Raw genomic sequence first — 4,525 nt, forward strand, 5'->3', positions numbered from 1 at the left:
GGGGGCCCCCCCCCCCCCCCCCGGGCCGTTGTCGGGGGCCTATCGTCGCGGCGTGCTCATGCGCAGCCCGCGACGGGGTCGCCGCGCAGGATCGAGCCGAACAGCTCCTGCAACTCGGCGCCTGGGTCCACGCCGTACTCGTCCGCCAGGGTCCGTCGGGTCCGGTGGTACGCGTCGATCGCGTCGGCCCGCCGACCGGACCGGTACAGGGCCTTCATCAGCAGCCAGCTGAACCGCTCCCGGGTCGGGAATCGCGAGGTGAGCGCGGGAAGTTCGGCGGCGACCACCGAGAAGTCCCGCGCCTCGGACAGCCTCGCCTCCCACAGGCTCTCCAGTGCCAGCAGCCGCAACTCCTCGAAGCGTGCGGCCGCTTGGGCCCCGAGTGCGTAGTCGCTCACCTCGGGGTAGGCCGTTCCCCGACACAGCGCCAATGCGCTCCCCAGCGTCCGCCCGGCCTTCTGGTGCAGTCCTGCTTGGAGTAGTCGCCGGCCGTCGTGCAGAAGGCGTTCGAAGAGCGTTGCGTCGATGCAGTCGGTGTCCACCGCCAGTACGTAGCCGTTCGGCTCGCGCCTCAGAACGGTGTCGCGGCAGCGGGGTGGCCGGTTCGGCTCCAGGATCCGCCGGAGATTCGACACGTAGCTGTGCAGGTTCGTCATGACGTCGTTCGGAGGATTCCTCGGCCAGACGGCTTCGGCAAGTTGCTCCGCCGTCACGGGTTGACCCGGAGTGAGGAGGAGGGCGGACAATACCGCCCGCTGGCGCGCCGAGCCCGGATTCACCGATATTCCGTCAGCCTGTACGGCTAACGGGCCGAGGACACTGAAATCCATTGTGTGACCATCCGCCATAAGTCACTCCCAGTAACGAAAAACGCTTCGACCGCTCGGCGGAAACCCCTTGATCCCAGGACCGGTCCCGGAGAGTTTCCGCACGGTTGGAGACAGAATACTTGTAAATCGTCGGGATAGAAGGTCTGGATCGATGTCGCACCTCTTGGTATGGCACGCCGGCATGCGATCGCATCGGCCGGTCGGGATGCCCGGTTGCCCAGGATCCCCATGGCGCCCATGGCGCAGGCCAGTCGGCCCGGCGACGCCCCGCTCGGCGGTCGGGGGCTCCGCGTGATCCGGCTCACGTGAGCGCGGGCTCATGAATGTGCACGTTCTTGATCGTCTCGCGCCCGGCCTCCACGCCCCGACGGGCCGGCGGTGCGACAGTCGTGCGCAAATGCGCTGTGCCGCAGCCGGATTGAGCGGCGGGCAGGTTTCGCCCAAGGGGGGTTCGCACGAGTCGCCGCCCGGTCGATCCCCGTCTATATGAGAGTACTGTGAATGATAATCAAGTACTGCCTCGAATGGGCAATTTGGTGAGACAATCAGGTGTGCTCACGTCAACACGCTGATTCGGGTGGATAGTTGGCGAGAACCGACCCCTCACATCGGAGCGGCGGGTCGGACTCCCGGGGCGCGGAGGCCGGGAACGGCTCGCTCCAGCGGCACGGGACGACCTGCATACTGATGCGCAAGGGCTCGGCGTGCCGATGGACTCGGCGGCGACGGCCGCCGACGCGACGGCCGACCTGGACGTCGTCGGGCTCGTCCCCAAGGGCTCCCGGGCCCACGACGGCATGACCACCCGGCACTGCGGCAGCGAGGCGGCCCCGTGCGCCCGGACGGCCGGCGGCCCTCGGTCCGAGTCGGTGCGGTCGAGATGTCCGGGCAGAGCTCCCGGTTTCCCCGGAGCCCTGCCCGTGGAGAGGTGTCAGACCTGGTGGTCGAACACCACGGTCACCGGCGCGTGGTCGCTCCAGCGCTCGGCGTGGGAAGCGGCGCGTTCGACGTAGGCCTCGACGGTCCTGCCGGCGAGGCCCGGGGTGGCGACCTGGAGGTCAATCCGCCAGCGGAACGACACCTTTTCGAAAAAGGTCCACCCGTTCGAGTGCAGCCTGTTCGAGGGTGCCTGCTGGCCGGGGCGGTAGGGGGGTGCCCATGGGCATCATGACGGATTCGGCGCCGGTTCGGGCGGTGGTGGGTTCGCGTGTCTCGGACACGCACGGTAACGAGGGCAAGGTGTCGCACCTGATCCAGGCGGAGACGGCGACCCGGCACGCGCTCTCGAAGGAGTGGGAGATCGTCGGGTCCTTCGAGGACTTGGACGTCTCCGCGGAGGTCACGCCGTGGAAGCGTCCGGACCTGGGTCCGTGGCTGACCGAGCGGCAGGGTGAGTGGGACGCGTTGGTGTGGGCCAAGGTCGACCGGGCGTTCCGCTCCGCGAAGGACTGCGCGGACGTGGCGCACTGGGCGGAGGAGAACCACAAGGTCCTGGTGTTCACGGACGACGGCATCACCCTGGACTACCGCAAGGGTCAGGAACGCTCGTTCGGGAACGAGCTGGCCAAGGTCTTCCTGATGCTGGCCTCGATCTTCGCGGAGATGGAGCTCAAGAGGATCAAGGCCCGCGTCACCGCGGCGCACAGGCACCTGCGCAAGACGGACCGATGGGCGGGCGGGCAGCCGCCGTACGGCTACCGGATCGTGGACCGTGTCGGTGGTGGGCGCACCCTGGAGCCGGACCCGGTCACCTCCGAGGCCGTGCGCTACATGGGCAAGCTCCTGCTGGAGGAGCAGAGCCAGTGGATGATCGCCACTGCCCTGGAGGCCGCCGGCTTCGACACCCCGGCGACCCACGCGTACAAGAACCAGGGCGACACCTACACGAGCAAGCGCAAGACGCCGCCGTCGAACCACTGGAACCCCACCAGCGTGGGCAAGATCCTGCGCTCGCCGGCGACGATGGGCCTGAAACTGACCGGCCGCTCCGTGAAGGCACGTAAGATCGCCCGCGACGCCAAGGGCCTGCCCATCCGCATGGCCGAGCCCCTGTTCACCGAGGAGCAGTGGGCCGCGATCCAGGCGGCGATGGACGAGCGCTCGATCACGAAGGAACGCTCGAACGGCGCCTCGCCCTGGCTCGGCGTGCCGCACTGCGACCGCTGCGGCGACCGGTTCTACCGGCAGGTGAACCTCGCCAAGAACGGGAAGGTCTACGAGTACTACCGGTGTGCGAAGACCGCGGGCAAGCCGGCCTGCAAGGGCCAGTCCGTCAAGGGCGAGCGCGTCACCGCGGCGATCACGGCCCTGGTGGAGCGCCTGGCCGGGCTGGCGATGACGGTGCGCAGGTTCATCCCCGGCGAGGACCACACCGAGCAGCTCAACCACGTCACCCAGGCCATGAAGGATCTCCGGGAGGAGAAACGCCGCAACTTGTTCGACTACCCCGGCGGCGACGACGAGTACTCCGAAGCCCTCGAAACCCTCGTCGACGAACGCCGCCGCCTCGCCGCCCTCCCACAACGCCCCTCCACCTGGGTCGAGGTCGAGACCGGAGAGACCTTCGCCGACGCCTGGACCCACGCCGACCAGGAAAGGCGCCGCCGGCTCCTCCTCGGCCTCAAGGCCCGCCTCTACATGACACCCGACATCGAAGGCTGGTACCTGCCCGCCGAACTCCAAGCACGATCAAAGCAGTTGGCGGCTCGACGTAGGCTGGGTGATCCAGAGGCGGTGCGGGCCTGAAGTCGGCGGACCAACGACAGGGCGATGCTGATCTGGTGGCGCGCGAGCTCCCGCGTTCTCGGGACCGTCCGGCGAGGATCAGGGCTTGGCCTCCGACGACATGAACGACCGCGCCGGGCGAAGGGACACGGTCTGCGGCTGTTCGTCGGCTGCTGGCCGGTGGAGCCCCGCCTACGAGGATCTCGCCACCTCCAGCAGCCAACTCTCCCTCGACGGCTGGCTTCACCGAGCTCCTGCACGAAGCTGCGTTCGGCGACGCCGTCCGTCTCGCCGACCCGGCCAGGGGCAGGGAGTTGGAGGCGCTGGGGATGGTCTGGTCGAAGCAGGCGAACGCGTGGGAGCGCGGCCACGCCTACGCCCGGGCCTGGGCCGTCCACCACGGCCACCTCGCGATCCCCGCCGCCGAGAGGTTGGACGGCTACGCGGTAGGTGCGTGGATGCGCCGCCGGCGCAAGGCCGCGGGCCTCACCTCCGTCCAGGCCGGCGCGCTGGACGGCCTGGACCTGCTGTGGCGCCTGGAACCGGACTGGAACAGGTTGTACCGCCGCCTGCTCGCCTACCTCGCCGCCGGCGGCACCACGGACGGTCCGGCGAACCGCGCTGGCCTGGGCGACGACCCGGCGTTCCGGCCCGAGGTCGGGGCTGCGCAAGCAGGACTTGGCCCGCACCGGCGGGAAGCTGACCGTGTGGCAGACCGTGCTCCTGGACGCGCTCCACGGGCACGTGGCCGAGACCGTGACCGGCTGACCCGTCCCGCACGGCCTTCTGTCCCGAACAGCCTGGGCCGCGATGGCGGCCGGACCGCAGGTGGCCGGCGGGCTGTGCCGCGCGGGCCGCGGCCACGGTGCCCGGCACGCGGTCGGCGTTCCCTGCTCCGCGGCGGTGCCGGGGAGCAGGGGACGCTCGCGGGGTTCGCCGCCGGGCCCGGGCGTTCAGCCCTGCCGGCCTGT

The 4,525-nt window shown here is 69.8% G+C and carries 2 protein-coding genes and 2 pseudogenes; 2 read left to right on the plus strand and 2 right to left on the minus strand.

The window, feature by feature from the left end:
- Positions 1 to 56: 56 nt before the first annotated feature.
- Together ACFV8H_RS41210 and ACFV8H_RS41215 are read right to left on the minus strand one after the other, a co-directional pair.
- The gene (locus ACFV8H_RS41210; RefSeq protein WP_380409894.1) at positions 57 to 848 is read right to left on the minus strand and encodes a BTAD domain-containing putative transcriptional regulator; all 792 of its coding nucleotides are present in this window, start codon (positions 846 to 848) and stop codon (positions 57 to 59) included.
- A gap of 913 nt (positions 849 to 1,761) precedes the next feature.
- Positions 1,762 to 1,899, minus strand: a pseudogene (locus ACFV8H_RS41215) (exodeoxyribonuclease III); the annotation flags it as partial.
- A 98-nt stretch (positions 1,900 to 1,997) separates the two neighbouring features.
- On the opposite strand from ACFV8H_RS41215, the gene ACFV8H_RS41220 reads away from it, so the two are divergent.
- Complete coding sequence (locus tag ACFV8H_RS41220; protein ID WP_380409896.1) at positions 1,998 to 3,575, plus strand: recombinase family protein; 1,578 nt, start codon at positions 1,998 to 2,000, stop codon at positions 3,573 to 3,575.
- Between the two features lie 308 nt (positions 3,576 to 3,883).
- Positions 3,884 to 4,066: pseudogene (locus ACFV8H_RS41225) on the plus strand (helicase associated domain-containing protein); the annotation flags it as partial.
- Positions 4,067 to 4,525 lie beyond the last annotated feature (459 nt).

The organism is Kitasatospora sp. NPDC059827 (genome assembly GCF_042731675.1).
In the GTDB taxonomy this organism is placed as follows: Bacteria; Actinomycetota; Actinomycetes; order Streptomycetales; family Streptomycetaceae; genus Kitasatospora.